The following is a 14,821-nucleotide window of genomic DNA, read 5'->3' as shown; positions in this document are numbered from 1 at the left end:
AATTAAAAAATTTGGCTATTTTAGCTGGAATTAGTCAAGCGGTTAAAAGAAGGCACTTCGCATAGCCGCAAACGTTGGCAGATATTTTGAGAAAAAAACGACGTTACAGAAAACAAACACAAATTTATAATTATGAGAAAATTTATTTTATTAATGTTATTTATAACAACAATTACAAACGCACAAGAATATAAATTAGAAGAAAAAACTGTTACAGGTATTTTTGAAGTTAAAGATAAAACGAAAGCAGAAATTTTTGCGTCAATCAATAAATGGGTTTCCATAAATTATAATTCAGCAAAAAACGTTGTTCAAATGAATGATTTAGAATCAGGAACAATAATTATAAAAGGAATTAATGAAGTGAGCTATAAAAATTCAATGAAAGAACTTTATCCGAATAATAAATATGTTGAAGAATACACTAGAACTAAGTTTAATCATCTTATAGAAATTAATATTAAAGATAATAAGTTTAGAATTATTTATAAAATAACGGATATTGCTACAGAAGATGTTGGTTATAATTCTTTGATTTTTAAATGTATCAGCTTTGATGGAATAAATGATAGCGCAATTACTGAATATAATGATAAAATGGAAGGTTTATTAAAACAAGGATTAATTGGAAAAGAAAAACGTGAAAAATTTAAATCTTTTACAAAACCAATGTTTGAAGGATTAAGCAATAATTTGGTAAGTGACATAAAAGTAACAATGCAGTCTATTGAAAAGTCAATTATTGAAACGTCAAAAGACAAATGGTAAAATAAAAACATCTGCCAACACACGTTTGGCGCAATTGCGAATTTTGTGGTAAATTCACGTTCACGTTTCGCAAGAAATTTTATCTTTAACAGAAAATAATCAGTTCCGAAGTTCGCAACTGACGCCAAGCGCGGGAACGTTATATGCCACTTATCTGCGACAGAAAACATAAATTCTTACAACATCACTTCTACTCTACTTTTCGACTTTAAAACGCAACGGAATAATTTTGAAAAGTAGAAACTGAAAAGCAGAAACTGAAAAGCAGAAACCGAAAAGTGGAAACTGAAATGTAGAAACTGAAATGTAGAAACTGAAATGTAGAAACTGAAAAGTGGAATCTGAAAAGTGGAATCTGAAAAACGAAACGTGAAACAAAATCTGAAAAGCAAAATCTGAAAAGCAAAATCTGAAAAGCAGAATCTGAAAAGCAGAATCTGAAAAGCAGAATCTGAAAAGTGGAATCTGAAAATTGATCAAGAAAAAAATTTAAGCGGCATATAACAGCCGTCTCAAGCCATTGCGAATTTTCTTCTAAATTGACGCTTTCGTTTCGCAAGTTTTTCTATCTTAGCGGAAAATACGCAGTCCCGAAGTTCGCAACGGCATGAGGCGGCGGGACGTTAGGTGCTAGCCGATCGGTGCGCAACAAAAACTGAAAATAAACCGAAAATATAAATTAAGATGATACTTTTACAAAGTAGAAACTTAAAAACCAAAAATAATGGCGTTAGGATTTGAAAACGAAATTGAAATCATTGAAGTAATGGAAGGCTACTTAATAAATTCTCGTCCACCAGAGGAAGTTAGAAACGAAGTAGACATCAATTATAAAATAGAAGGTCAAAGCATTATTGTTTTTGAAATTCGTCCTGTTTGGAACAATCCAAGCGAAAAAATGGAATCTAATGTAGCAAAAGCAACATTTACGAAAACCGAGAACAAATGGAAAATATATTGGTTTAAGTCTGATATGAAATGGCATATTTACAAACCAAATGAAAAAGTAAATAACCTAAAAGAGTTTGTGAAAATTATTGAAGAAGATAAACATTGTTGTTTTTGGGGCTAAACAAAAACATTGAATTTCAAAATAAGACCAGCACCTAACAGCACTACAACGATAGGTATAAGGTTGACACAGAGTCAAGAATCTAACGCAATTTTATAACCAAAAAATATCGTGGACAAAAATTTTAACTTTCACATTACAAATAAGGACTTTATAATTGGCAAAATAGCCTTGAATAACAAGACAAAACAAGCGGACATAGATTTAATTGGCTATGAATATTATAATGACTACCAAGACAAATTTATTTATACACTGAAAGAACGACTAATCTTTAAAAATATAAATTTTAAAGTTACTGTTGTTTTCAAAAGTTATAAAATATGGTTAATTGAAATCAAACACGAAAACGACGACATTACGGACGACACATTAATTAAAGAATTACATCAATATATTCTCTCGACAAATTTATCGGGAAGAACTAAAGCTGAATTAATGCAAAAAAAATTGTTGAGACTAGAATTTATAAATAACTAGCTTTTGATAATGAAATGTTATACAGCATCAAACAGAAAAGGCCAGCACCTAACACACGCTACAAGCAATTTGGGGATTTGGCTTAATTTGAAATTTGTTTTGTATTTGGAAGATTTGGCAAATCCGAATAATGGGCTTAATTTAGTCCCAAACTGCTTATAGCGCGGGGACGTTAGTGGCAATATTCCCAAAAATCGTGATAAAAGACAGAAAAATAAAAATAGTTGGAATAATATTAATTGTTTTGGGAACTCTATCCATAACTCTTTCACCTTATACTTTATATTTTTACTATTTACCATTAATCATATTGATTGTTGGAATAATTTTAATCTGGCTAACAAATACTAAATTAATTACGAAAATTGTTTGCACAATATCTCCGATTATATTTTACTCAATTTATACATATTTATGGACTTTGTCTAATATTTTGCCACCTGAATTTTTTTTAATTCCAAAAGATTACAGAGGAAAAGTAAATATTTTATATAAATCTAATTGCGGAATATTACTTAAGGAAACTGAAAATAAATTAATTTATCAAATTCCAAATGATGGAATTCTAATTCTTAAAAATGAGCAAGAATTCGGATTTATTAACCAAGAATTTTATTTAGTAGACGAAAGTGGAAAAAAAACTAAACTACCAAAAATGGACGTAAGAGATTTTAATGAAGAATGGACGTTAGAAAAAAATCCAAACGAACCGTCAAGAAATCAACTTGGAATTTTCCATTGGGGAAGAACTGGAACTTATGGAGAAACAACTGATATAAATGGAAAGAAAATTGACAATTATAAAGAATGTACCTTTCAAGAATTTTACATTTCAACTTATAATGATTTAGACAAAAAATACGGATTTAAATATGAACGAAGTTTTGATTCAATTAGAGAAGCAAAATTAAAAAAATACTGCCACTAACAGGCGTTTGGCAAGATTGCGAATTTTGTAGTAAATTCACGTTTATTTCTCGCAAGAAATTTTATCTTTAACAGAAAATAATCAGTTCCGAAGTTCGCAACCTCGCCAAGCGCCGGAACGTTAGTGGCAAGTTTACCGAAATCGCAGAAAACCAGAACTTTAATGAATAAACTTATTTATTTTACGATTTTTACATTAATGTCTTTTGCCTTAAAAGCGCAAACAAAAATTAGCTTTGAGAAAACTTTAAAAATAGAACATATTTATGGAGATGAAAGTTATGCTGTAGAAGAAATGCAATTTGAAATTAGGGATGGAATAGTTTATGGCAAAATAACAAATCCAAATAAGAATGCTTTACTAAACTCTGAAACAAAACTAAAGGTAAGCGAAGTTGAAATTTTGAACTCTTTTTTGAAATTAGTTGATAAATACCAAAATAATTGTCAAGAAGAATTTAAAAGCTCTTATGTTCAATATTACACAATAATTATAGACGGAAAAGAAATAAAAATATACAAATTTTGCAATTGGGAAAAGCTAACATATTTTGATATCAAACAAACTATTTTTGGAGAGTATCTTAAGAAACTTGAAAATGAAGAGCAAGATTTAAACAATGAACTTTTTACTTTTCTAAAAGGTAATTGGAAAGGGAACGTAAGATTTGACAAAGTAGAAAATGGACCAGAATACAAAGTAGAAAAGTTTCAAAAAGTAAATGCAAAAGAAGAATACATTGAGTTTAAAAAAAATAATAAATTGCTACTTCATCTAAATCAGAAAATTATTTTTTATGAATATAGAATTGAATTTCTCGATGGCGAAAAATATTTGAGCATATTTGGTGACGGAAAAAAAAATGGAGAGAAATTTATTTATGGACACAGATTTTTAATAAAAGAATTAAGCGAAAACAAAATAGAACTTAATCGTTCATAACAATAAAACCAGCCACTAACAGGCGTTTGGCAAGATTGCGAATTTTGTAGTAAATTCACGTTTACATTTCGCAAGAAATTTTATCTTTAACAGAAAATAATCAGTTCCGAAGTTCGCAACCTCGCCAAGCGCCGGAACGTTGGCAGTAATTTTAAAAATTCCGAATGAAAAAGACATTTATCTTATTATTTACATTTTTTTTATTTTCTTGTAGTTCAGAATTTAAAGTAATTGAAAAACCGACAGAATACTCCGAAATAATAAAACGAAGACAAATAGTTGGTGCCAAATTTTCTGAAAATGGAGATTGTTTTATGCGTTTACAAAACGTAAAAAGATTTACACCAAACCTTGACGAAATTAAAAATGCCGAAAATATTTTGCGGAAAAATATTCGAAAAACTAATTCAAAAAAAATCAATCAAGGAGACAGTTGTCCAATAATTCATCATAACCTAAATCTTTTTAGAAGACAATATTGGGGCTATTATAACGAAAAGAATGAAAAAGTGATTTATGTAACCTTTAATAAAAATAAACTCAGACTTATAGAAAAGATTAAAGGTTTTCAAAAAGACGAAAGTGATAGATGGAAAAAGGAAAGGGAAAGTTGGGAAGATGGTTGCAGTAATCATTGGGAGATTAAAATTAACTTAACAACAAAAGAATTATTTGAATTTGGAGTTAATGGAATTGGATAAAAAAACTACTGCCAACACACGCTACAAGCAATTTGGGGATTTGGCTTAATGGAAAAATTGGTTTGTATTTGGAAGATTTGGCAAATCCGAAGATAAGGCTTAACTTAACCCCAAACTGCTTGTAGCGCGGGAACGTTGGCAGACATATTATGACGAAACTTCAGAAAACAACATTTATCTTAATACTTATTCTTTTTGCAAGTTGTAAAAGGAATGAGAACAATATTGAATTCAACAGAGATATTGAGTTTAACAGAAATGTATTGGCCGAAATTTTGCCAAGCATAATGGACTCAACTTGTGTTGATGTAAGAATTTTTTCAAATCCTCCGCCTAGATATGGAAAATCAATATTTAACAAAGAAGGTTACTATGTTAAAACTGATTCGACGAAAGCAACTCCAGAAGAAATTAAAAATTTTAAAGAATGGAAACAACAAATTTCTGATATCGAAAAAGATACTTCTAAAATAATTATTGCTTTTGACCCAAAAATTTTGCCTTATGAAAAAGAGTATGAAAAAATAATAGTCGAAAATTTTCCTAAAGATACTTTACTAAAAGTAAAAACAGATAAAACAAAAGAATATATTCTTGATTTTAAGAACATTAAATTGAATGGTAAATTCAAACTAAAAAACATAAATGAATTTGATAAAGAAAACATTTTTGAAAGAAAATACAAATTTAACTTTTCAGGAATATTAAGAGTTTCAGGAATAAAATTTGACAAAAAACGTGAAAACGGAATTCTTGATGTTGGCTTTACTTGTGGAAGATTATGCGGTTATGGAAATAAAATCTTTATCAAGAAGGTAAAGAATAAATGGAAAATAATTAAAATGGAAGAAACTTGGATTTCATAGAAATACGCCTGCCAACACACGCTACAAGCAAGCTGGGCAATTGGCTTAATTTGAAAATAGTTTGTATTTGATGCATTTGTTTTTAACCGAAAGATTACGCATCTTTAATCTCAGCCTGCGTGTAGCGCGGAAACGTTACCACTCATTTAAATGAAAATCGCGAAAATATTAACAATTACGTTTTTATGTCTACTTGTAACGATAATCTTTGCAGGCGGTGGACACGGTACGTACATTCCAGCAAAAATAATTTTTCCTTTTACAATGTTATTAGCAAATATAAATAACGAAATAAATTTCATTGGTTTTATACTAGCTTTAATTCAAATCACAATCTATAGCCGAATTTTAATGAATAAACCAAAATGGAAATATTTTTTGATTGGAATACATTTATTTGCTGTTTTTTTATGTTTCTACTTTAATAATGACTCATTTTGAATATACGTGAATTCACTAAACTAAAGACCGAATATAAAAGTATTGTAATTAGTAGTGCTTTACTTTTTATACTTCTCATTTTATTGTTCGTAATCGAAATTTTTATTTTTTGGGGAATTTATGGTGAAGGTGCAACTGCAAGCAGAATTTCAGAACTATGGTACGTTGAAATAATTTTAGATTATTTACCGATTTTAATAATTGGTGGGTATTTAGGACTGAAAACTTATGCAAACTATAGAAAGCGGAAATATATTGAATCCAAAACAAACATAATTACATTATTGATTTTGGTTTTTTTATTCTTGATCCGAAACGAAATACAACAACTAATATTCTGAAGATAAACGAGTGGTAACACTTGCTACTAGTGATTTGGGTAATTGGCTTAATTAAAAAATGGTTTTGTATTTGTGAGAATTTGGTTAAGCCGAAAAATAACGCTAATTTAGTCCCAAACCACTAGTAGCAAGGGAACGTTAGCAGGCATTTTACCGCAGAAAACTAAAAACCACTGAAAACCAAATGAAAAAAAGACTTCTAATTCTAGCTTTATTGTTTAGTCTAAAATCTATTTCCCAACAGAAAAATGACATCAAACTTTCCGAAATAAAATTGTGCGAACTAACTTTAGACAATTTAAAGCAAAATGATGTTGAATTAAAACAAATCAATTTGGAAGAAATGGATTTGTGTTCAGATGGTTTTGTACAAGATGGAAGGTTTGAAAATAGAATTGGATATACTTCAAAATTATATCCAGGTGTTATCTTCCAGAAATATCGTAAAGATTTAAATTCAATTGCAAAAATTCATTTAACAAAAGATTTCAAGGGATATTTACCTGACGGAAAATATGTTGACTTAAAGAACATTAAAGCGGGGGAATTTATCGCAAAATATGACAGTTTAGATATTTGGACTTCTCGTGGTTGTTCTGATTATTTAGGAATAAATAGAAACAAAGAAATTTATTTTTATGTTAAATTAAATAAGAAAAAAGAACCTCGCTATCCAATAGACGATAAATATTATTCCGAACAACAAATAGAAGGAATTGATATTGTTTCTGATTGTTATTCAACTCAACAAAATAATCAAGAAAACAAACCTTTATACATCGTCGAAGGTAAAGAAGTGACTGAAAAAATTATCGCCGAAATAAAACCTGATGATGTAGAATCGATAAATGTCTTAAAAGATATAAGCGCAACTAAAAAATATGGCGAAAAAGGAAAAAATGGAGTTATAGAAATTTATTTGAAAAAGAAGTAGAAAAAACGCCTGCTAACACACGCTACAAGCAAGCTGGGCAATTGGCTTAATTTGAAAATAGTTTGTGTTTGATACATTTGTTTTTAACCGAAAGAATACGTATCTTTAATCCCAGCCTGCGTGTAGCGCGGGAACGTTATAGGGCAGTTGCGAATTTACGCAGACGTTAAGAATTAGAAATAAATTAATCTTCCGCTAGAGTTTTTGAAAGTAGAAACTTGAAAAACAGAATCTGAAAAGCAGAATCTGAAAAGCAGAATCTGAAAAGCAGAAACTTGAAAGTGGAAACCGAAAAGCGAAACTTGAAAGCAGAAACTTGAAAGTGGAAACCGAAAAGCGAAACGTGAAAAGCAGAATCTGAAAAGCAGAATCTGAAAAGCAGAATTTGAAAATCAGAAACTTGAAAAGTAGAATCTGAAAAACGAAACTTGAAAGTGGAAACCGAAAAGCGAAACTTGAAAGGCAAAATCTGAAAAATAGAAACTTTAAAATATTCAACCGCCCTATAACAGCCGTCTCAAGCCATTGCGAATTTTCTCCTAAATTGACGCTTTCGTTCCGCAAGTTTATTTATATTTGGTGGAAAATAATCGGGTCCGAAGTTCGCAACGGCATGAGGCGGCGGGACGTTAGCAGTAATATTAACCGAAAAACGACGAATTGAATAAATGAAAAAATAAATAATTTTTATATTAACATTATTAATAAATAATTTTTTATTCAGTCAAACAGATACTATATCAAAAATTGAAACTTCTAAACATGGAAATCTTGTAGCTTATTTATATGAATTAGAACAAATTCAAGGCATAGACAATATAGAGCATACTGATACACTTTTAGATTATAAAATAAACATTCCAATTTGGTGGAAAATAAGAGAAACACCTAACATTTTTATGTTTGGAGGAACTTTACCTGCTATTAATGGAATTGAAAATGCAATACTATTTAAAAGTTTTCAAAAAAATGAGTTCAAAGATTTAGAGGATTTTGATAACTGGGTTATTAAAAGTTACAAAATAGGTGAATTTCCAAAATGGTCAAATAGTCATACTATTCTTTTAAAAAAAGAAAATGAAGACTTCAAAAAATTTGGAAAATCATATTTTGTTCAATTAATACGAGGTGGAAAATTATATGAATGTCAATATATAATAATTGAAACATCCAAAACATATTTGTGGATTGATTTTACAGCAACTAAAGAAACATATAAAGTGAATTTAGAAAAATTTAGTGAAATATTAAATCGATTTGAAATTATAAAATAAATACTACTGCTAACAGGCGTTTGGCAAGATTGCGAATTTTGTAGTAAATACATGTTTACATTTCGCAAGAAATTTTATCTTTGATAGAAAATAATCGGTTCCGAAGTTCGCAACCTCGCCAAGCGCCGGAACGTTAAATACAAGTTTTGTTGAATCGAGAATGCTGAATTAAATCTGAATATTTTCACATCTATTTTGCTTGAATAATTCTCTCCTATTTTCTTTTTTTCGAAATCATTATAAAATACTTGAATTGGAAAAAATGTGTTGATTTTGATTGCGAAAACAAGTTGAATCGGAAAAATTTACTTGAATTAGATTGCGAAAAATGTTGAGATGAAAAACGTAACTTGAATTGGATTGAGAAAAGGATTGCGCAAACTTGTTGAATCGGCAAGCGAAACTTGAATTGGATTGCGAATAACTTGTAGAAACGAGTTTGATCTCTTGAATTGGTTTGCGAAATGTATTACGAAAATGTTGGAATCGAAAAACGAACGAAAACTGAAAACCTAAAATGAGAAATAGATAAAAAACCTGTATTTAACAGCGGTTTGCTAAAATGGCGACTTTTTCTTTAAAATCACGCTCACTTTTAGCAAGAAACATTATATTTGAAAGAAAATAAGCGGTTACGAAGTCGCCACTTCAGCAAGCCGCGGAACGTTATCACTCAGCTTCGGTGTAACGGCTAAAATAACTCTGTTTCTTTTTCTGCTATTGCAATTAATGGATTTCCAAACTTATCAGAATCTAAATGTTCTACAATGTTCCAACTACTATCCATAGGTTCTCTAGTGTCTTTAAAATACCATCCGCCTTGAGATTCCCACCCTGTTTTAGTATACTCAGTTTCGTACCATTCTTGTTCTACTATTCTTTTTTCTGTTACTGTAATCATTTTATATTGGTTTATATTTAAGGTTAAAAAGCCGAAGTGATAACAGCTAGTACAACTCACTAGGGTATTCGACTTTTGGTTAATATTGTTTTGTATTTGTTTTAAATTGTCACATCGGAAAGTATTATGATTACTTATCCCTAGCGTGCTGTACTAGCGGGACGTTATGCGCAAGCTTACCGCAGCAACTTAAAAAATATCAATATAACTCGAAATTCATGAAAAATATATTTATTAAATTAAAAAATGGAAATATAGAAATCAATCATATTCGAGAGTTGTACACAATTATAAAACAACATTTTCATAACAACAAACTACAATAAATGCCAACTGAAATTAAAAGTTCGTTTGAAATAAAATTAGAATTTAATAAAAATACCGAAAATCCAAGTAGGCTTTTTTATTCATTCGCAGAAATGATTGATAGTGTGAACAAACTTGATATAGTCATTGCAAGGACAATAAATTCAAGTATTTCATCAAAAATCATTCTTGATGATATTGAAAAAGGTTCAATACTTGCAAAACTTTGGAATGAATTAGTTATAAGTGAAGATGGCAAAATTGACAATCCTGCACCACAAGAAAACGTAAAAAATTACTTGGAAAACTCAAGACGAGCTGCAATAAATTTTGTTTCTAATAATAAATCAAGTGTTGAAGATTTAGGAAAATTAGGTTCAGAAATTGCAGAAATTGCAGAAACAAATAAAGTTAAAGAAACTTTTAATTATGCAGAACCTAACCTGATTGAACTTGCAAAATCCATAAATGAAATTAAAAATTCAACGGATGATTTGAATGGAAATGAAGGTTTCATTTTAACAAATTCAGATGAAAAGCCTTCTGAAATTATGAAAAGCGGCGGCGAAAAAATTGATATTGAAGCGGTAGAAAAATTTCTCACAAAAGAAGAACTCGTAAACAATTATGAAGCTTTTTACAAAATAAAAAAACCTGATTTTTTAGGTGATTCTCAATGGGATTTTAAGCACGGAACTAAAAGTATCAAAGTTAAAATTCTTCATCAAGAATGGTTAGATCAATTTCATAAAGGTGAAAATGTTGTATTACCAGGAGATTCGTTAAAGGTTAAAATAAAGCAAACTAACAAATACAATCAAAATGGATATTTAATCTCTGAAAAAATTGAAATCATTGAGGTTTTAGAAATCAGAAAAAATTAAAAGAAATGAAATTAGAAAAAAACATCGTATACGTTCTTACTTCTGAAATTTTATTTACAATCTTGCCATTGTTGATTCTTCTAATTGTTAGAAGTTATGAAAATAAACTTGAATTGATTTTTTTTAATACTGAATGGTCAATAATGGCAATCATTTTGTTTGGTCAATCGATTGTCAAATTTTCTTCTGGAATTTCGAATTCAAATTTAAAATTTAGATGGCAGTTAGTTTCGCTAATAATATCTATTATTATTATTTTTGGATTAATTCCCTCAATAGTAATTTTGATAATTAATCTTCTTGCGAAAGAAAATTTATATTCAATGTATTTTCTACAAATAATAATGTTTGTTCTAAGTATATGCACATTTTTTTTAATTGGCTATTTAGGTCAAAAAATGTTAGAAGACAAATAACTGTGTACAACAGGCGTTTGGCAAGATTGCGAATTTTGTGGTGAATTCACGTTTACTTCTCGCAAGAAATTTTATCTTTGATAGAAAATAATCGGTTCCGAACTTCGCAACCTTGCCAAGCGCCGGAACGATAATACAAGAAATTGAAAAGGAAAATTTCACATTCAAAAACTGGTTTCCCCGTCCTGGACTAAAAGAAAAAAATACAGATTTCGTATCAAGATTATATATTGGTCAATCATACGACAAAAATCATTTTGATTTAGTTAAAAATGGCTGGATAAACGATCATTGCGAAATTTGCTTTGAAACTTTAGGTGAAGAGAAAAATGAATATGTCGAAACTTCTGGATATTTTGATGGAAGTGATTGGATTTGTAAAACTTGTTTTGAGGAACTTGTTTTGGCGGAAAATCTAGAAAGTAAACTCAACGATATAGAAAAATTTGGAGAATAAAATTAAAGCCAGCGCATAACAGGCGTTTGGCAAGATTGCGAATTTTGTAGTAAATTCACGTTTATTTCTCGCAAGAAATTTTATCTTTGATAGAAAATAATCGGTTCCGAAGTTCGCAACCTCGCCAAGCGCCGGAACGTTGGTGGCTATGATTGAAAATACTACAGAAAAAATAAAAACTAGATACGATATAATAATAAAAATATTTGAAAACTGAAGAGTCTATATTATCTGGTAAAGAAATTTCTCATATAAGAATTAAATATTGGAAATCCATACTAGCGAACACTATTGTATTTTTGATGTTCGGAATTCCTTTTTATCTAGTGAATGAAAAGGGGATTAAGTATGAAGATTTTTCTTCAATTCTTTTTAATATATTTTTTTTCATAATTTTATTACTAACATTACTAAATCTAATAGGTTTATTAATAAGTCAAAAAGAAATAAGAAAAGATATTAAAGAAAAAATAAAAATAAAAACAGAAATTATAATCAGAGAAAAACGAGAATTGACAAGTTCATCAAGCACTTCCGAAACTAATTCAACTACTTATAGACTTTTATTTGAAAAAAATGAGTACTTGACCGTATATGATGTAGTAAAAAGTGATTTTAATAAAATAAAAGTGGGTGACATAATAGTTTTAGAATGTAGCAAATCAAGTAAATGGGTTATTAAAATTGAGTGGAATTCCGAAAACATTGAAAACAAAAGCTATTTAAAGTAAAGTTACTGGAGTATATTTAATACTAAATATTGAGATTAAAAAATTTAACAAAATGATAAAAAAAAATTGTAAATGTAAAAACTGGTAAAAAAGAAAATTGAAAGTTAAAATCAATGAATAAAATATTAAATCATAAAAAATCACAGCCACCAACAGCGGTTTTAAGAAATTGGGGTTTTCGGGCTTAATTTAAAGTTTGTTTTGTACTTTTGATTTCGGTGTTTAATCGAAAGTTTCGGGCTTACAAATCCCCAACTTCATAAAGCCGCGAAACGTTGTGAGCAATTTAAAAACATCCTGCTAAAATGAAAAAAACATATATATTCATAATTTGCTCCATAGTAGTTCTTGTATTTTGTGGAATTGGATTACATGGAAATATATCGGGTGAAAAATTCGATTCGAATAAATGGAAAACAACCAAGTTGGATAATGAGCATGACATGTCTCGACGTTGGGATATGATGAATAGTTTGAGAAATAATCACAAGTTGGTTGGAATGTCAAAAAATGAAATTATAAAGTTACTTGGAAAACCTGATAGCAGTTTTTCTACGCCAAAAACATTCAGGTATTTTTTGGGATATGCACATTTTGGAATTGATACTGGAAGTTTAATTATAGAATTTGAAAATGAAACTGTAGAAAACTATTTAGTTACGAGAGGATAAACTGCTCACAACAGGCGTTTGGCAAGATTGGGGTTTTAGTGGAATTACCGTTTTTTATCATATATTCGTAAAGCGGAAAATACTCTGCTACAAAGTCCCCAACCTCGCCAAGCGCCAGAACGTTAGCAGAAATTTTATGAAATCTATCTTAAAATGAAAAAATCAATATTTATATTAACCTTATCAATTTTTATTTTAAGTTGTAATAAGAAAAACGAAAATCTCCAAAAGAAAGTCGAACTTATTGAAAAACCATTAAGTTTAAAAGAGATTAAAGATATTAACTCAATTGTAGAAACTGTAATAATCCAAGACAGTTTAAAAGTTTTAAAGTCTAATGACTATACTAACTTTCTTTGCCACGATTTGAGAAGACTACCAATAGACATTCCAGAAAAACAAGCCAATGGATTAGTTTTACCTCCAGCGCCAGGTCGTATTTATTTAACTGAACTATTAAATGAAAAGATAAACAATGAAATATTTTTCACAGAAAAAGATAAGTCTAATCTAATTGCGCAAAACTCTAAACCTTCAAAATTCATAATTGACAAATCAATTTTAAAAAATATAAATTCAACATCTTTCGAAAAAGAAAATGCAAAACGAAAAAAAGGCGAAAACTATCGTTTTTATGAAATGACTATTCCAATTTTTTCGCTCGACAATCAAAAAGCTTACATTGAATTAGGATATCATTGCGGAACTCTTTGTGGACACGGAAAAGCTATTTACTTGAAAAAGTTAAACAGAAAATGGATAATTGTAAAAAAGTTTGGAACTTGGATAAGTTAAAAAACTTCTGCTAACAGCCGTTTCAAGAAATGGCGAAAAATGTGCAAAATTCACATTTTTCTTTCGCAAGAATTTTTATCTTAGTGGAAAATATGCCGTTACGAAGTTCGCCACTTCATGAAGCGGCGGGACGTTAGTGGTAATGCCCAAAAAAGACGCAGGAAAACAGAAAATATGCAGAAATTTTCAATTTATACAAAGTCAAATAAGTTTTATTGGACTGCGGAAATTATTACGTATTCCACAATATTTTTTTGTTGTGGAGTTATGCTTTTTAAGCAAAAAGTTTTGAACTTAGAAGAGAATCTACTTGATAAAGTTCTTCTGTGGTTTGTGCTTAGTACATTTATGTTTGGTGTTATTTTAAAATTCTATAACATTGGTAAATATGAACCAATTCGTGGAAAATTATTAGGTTACCTAATATTTGAAAAAGATAAACTTACTGTTTGTGACGAAATTTATCCAATTGAAAATATCAAAAATATTAAAATCTATAATAATGACTATAGTGGAAAATTAGTCAACACATCTCAAGGAAATCTTGGTCCAGCACTTTCGAATGGAACAAGTAATCATATCATAATTTTTTTTGAATCTGGCAAATCAAAAAGACATCAATTTGAACTAATTAACTCAGATGATTTGCAAAAAGTTAGAAAAGAATTAATTAATTACTATCTAAAAGGAAAAATAGAATTTGACGAAATAACAAATGTTCTTGGAGAAAAAAGCCGAAGTGAAGTAGCAGAATTCAAGCTCGAAATTGAAAATGAAAGAAGGCACTACCACTAACAGCCGTCTCAAGACATTGCGAATTTTCTTCTAAATTGACGCTTTCGTTTCGCAAGTTTATTTATCTTAGCCGAAACTAATCGGTCCCGAAGTTCGCAACGGCATGAGGCGGCGGGAC

At 29.4% G+C, this 14,821-nt stretch carries 16 protein-coding genes; 15 read left to right on the top strand and 1 reads right to left on the bottom strand.

The window, feature by feature from the left end; all coding sequences use genetic code 11:
• Positions 1–132 precede the first annotated feature (132 nt).
• The 8 genes from G9Q29_RS14525 to G9Q29_RS14490 all read left to right on the top strand — a co-directional run bounded on the left by G9Q29_RS14525 (position 133) and on the right by G9Q29_RS14490 (position 8,747).
• The gene (locus G9Q29_RS14525) at positions 133–768 is read left to right on the top strand and encodes a DUF4468 domain-containing protein (RefSeq protein WP_166139097.1); all 636 of its coding nucleotides are present in this window, start codon (positions 133–135) and stop codon (positions 766–768) included.
• 724 nt (positions 769–1,492) lie between these two features.
• Positions 1,493–1,840: a DUF3024 domain-containing protein gene (locus tag G9Q29_RS14520; RefSeq protein WP_166139094.1), complete on the top strand. Its 348-nt coding sequence runs from the start codon at positions 1,493–1,495 to the stop codon at positions 1,838–1,840.
• Between the two features lie 676 nt (positions 1,841–2,516).
• On the top strand, positions 2,517–3,248 hold the full coding sequence (locus G9Q29_RS14515; RefSeq protein WP_166139091.1) for a DUF6843 domain-containing protein: 732 nt from the start codon (positions 2,517–2,519) through the stop codon (positions 3,246–3,248).
• Between the two features lie 162 nt (positions 3,249–3,410).
• Positions 3,411–4,190: a hypothetical protein gene (locus tag G9Q29_RS14510; RefSeq protein ID WP_166139088.1), complete on the top strand. Its 780-nt coding sequence runs from the start codon at positions 3,411–3,413 to the stop codon at positions 4,188–4,190.
• A gap of 164 nt (positions 4,191–4,354) precedes the next feature.
• Positions 4,355–4,891, top strand: coding sequence for a hypothetical protein (locus G9Q29_RS14505; protein ID WP_166139084.1), 537 nt, complete (start codon positions 4,355–4,357; stop codon positions 4,889–4,891).
• 263 nt (positions 4,892–5,154) lie between these two features.
• Positions 5,155–5,757 carry a hypothetical protein gene (locus G9Q29_RS14500; protein WP_166139081.1) on the top strand — a complete coding sequence of 201 codons (603 nt, stop codon included), beginning with the start codon at positions 5,155–5,157 and terminating at the stop codon, positions 5,755–5,757.
• A gap of 966 nt (positions 5,758–6,723) precedes the next feature.
• A complete protein-coding gene (locus tag G9Q29_RS14495) occupies positions 6,724–7,473 on the top strand; it encodes a hypothetical protein (protein ID WP_166139078.1) in 750 nt (249 codons plus the stop codon).
• Between the two features lie 899 nt (positions 7,474–8,372).
• Complete coding sequence (locus tag G9Q29_RS14490; RefSeq protein WP_166139075.1) at positions 8,373–8,747, top strand: hypothetical protein; 375 nt, start codon at positions 8,373–8,375, stop codon at positions 8,745–8,747.
• A 691-nt stretch (positions 8,748–9,438) separates the two neighbouring features.
• On the opposite strand, the gene G9Q29_RS14485 is transcribed toward G9Q29_RS14490, so the two are convergent.
• Positions 9,439–9,648 carry a hypothetical protein gene (locus tag G9Q29_RS14485; protein WP_166139071.1) on the bottom strand — a complete coding sequence of 70 codons (210 nt, stop codon included), beginning with the start codon at positions 9,646–9,648 and terminating at the stop codon, positions 9,439–9,441.
• A gap of 326 nt (positions 9,649–9,974) precedes the next feature.
• Between G9Q29_RS14485 and G9Q29_RS14480 the strand changes: the two genes are divergently transcribed.
• The 7 genes from G9Q29_RS14480 (at position 9,975) to G9Q29_RS14450 (ending at position 14,703) form a co-directional block, all read left to right on the top strand.
• Entirely contained in the window at positions 9,975–10,838 is an 864-nt protein-coding gene (locus G9Q29_RS14480) for a hypothetical protein (RefSeq protein WP_166139068.1), read from the top strand.
• 5 nt (positions 10,839–10,843) lie between these two features.
• On the top strand, positions 10,844–11,254 hold the full coding sequence (locus G9Q29_RS14475; protein ID WP_166139065.1) for a hypothetical protein: 411 nt from the start codon (positions 10,844–10,846) through the stop codon (positions 11,252–11,254).
• A gap of 112 nt (positions 11,255–11,366) precedes the next feature.
• Positions 11,367–11,711: a hypothetical protein gene (locus G9Q29_RS14470; protein WP_166139062.1), complete on the top strand. Its 345-nt coding sequence runs from the start codon at positions 11,367–11,369 to the stop codon at positions 11,709–11,711.
• A 206-nt stretch (positions 11,712–11,917) separates the two neighbouring features.
• Entirely contained in the window at positions 11,918–12,442 is a 525-nt protein-coding gene (locus tag G9Q29_RS14465; protein ID WP_166139059.1) for a hypothetical protein, read from the top strand.
• Positions 12,443–12,747: 305 nt separating this feature from the next.
• Positions 12,748–13,113, top strand: coding sequence for a hypothetical protein (locus G9Q29_RS14460; protein ID WP_166139056.1), 366 nt, complete (start codon positions 12,748–12,750; stop codon positions 13,111–13,113).
• Between the two features lie 153 nt (positions 13,114–13,266).
• Positions 13,267–13,908, top strand: coding sequence for a hypothetical protein (locus G9Q29_RS14455; protein WP_166139052.1), 642 nt, complete (start codon positions 13,267–13,269; stop codon positions 13,906–13,908).
• 174 nt (positions 13,909–14,082) lie between these two features.
• On the top strand, positions 14,083–14,703 hold the full coding sequence (locus G9Q29_RS14450) for a hypothetical protein (RefSeq protein ID WP_166139049.1): 621 nt from the start codon (positions 14,083–14,085) through the stop codon (positions 14,701–14,703).
• Positions 14,704–14,821: the final 118 nt, after the last annotated feature.

This window comes from Flavobacterium turcicum (assembly GCF_011365745.1).
GTDB classification, from domain to species: Bacteria; Bacteroidota; Bacteroidia; order Flavobacteriales; family Flavobacteriaceae; genus Flavobacterium; species Flavobacterium turcicum.
Note: the sequence above shows the minus strand (reverse complement) of the source record. Positions and strands in the feature narration are given on the sequence as shown.